Source organism: Nocardioides cremeus (genome assembly GCF_030518195.1).
GTDB classification, from domain to species: domain Bacteria; phylum Actinomycetota; class Actinomycetes; order Propionibacteriales; family Nocardioidaceae; genus Nocardioides; species Nocardioides cremeus.
In genome coordinates this window covers 1-281 of sequence record NZ_JAULSC010000215.1, presented here as the reverse complement: position 1 = coordinate 281, position 281 = coordinate 1, and the positions used below count along the sequence as shown (strand labels likewise).

The window sequence follows — 281 nt, the reverse complement described above, 5'->3', positions numbered from 1 at the left end:
AGGTCGGGGGCTACACCCCGGCCATGATCGACTTCGGATCGGCCGAGGGCTCGTTTTGGACCGAGAGCCAGCTCTACCAGGTCGCCTACGGGTTCGCACCCGACGTACCCATGCCCGAGGTGTATTTCCCCGTCCAGGCCAGCGAATGGGGCAGCCTGGTCCGGTACGCCAGGGACACCTACGGGCGCACGCTGACCATCGTCGGGGTGCTCACCACGGGGCTCGGGATCGACAATCCGGCACGCGCCCTGAGCGATATCCTGGGGGCGATCTCGGGGATC

General features: G+C 67.3%; 1 protein-coding gene. It reads left to right on the top strand.

Annotated elements, in window-relative coordinates; translation table 11 throughout:
* Positions 1-23 precede the first annotated feature (23 nt).
* Positions 24-281: hypothetical protein (locus tag QWJ41_RS21045; RefSeq protein WP_302710435.1), on the top strand; the 258-nt coding region annotated here is incomplete at its 3' end.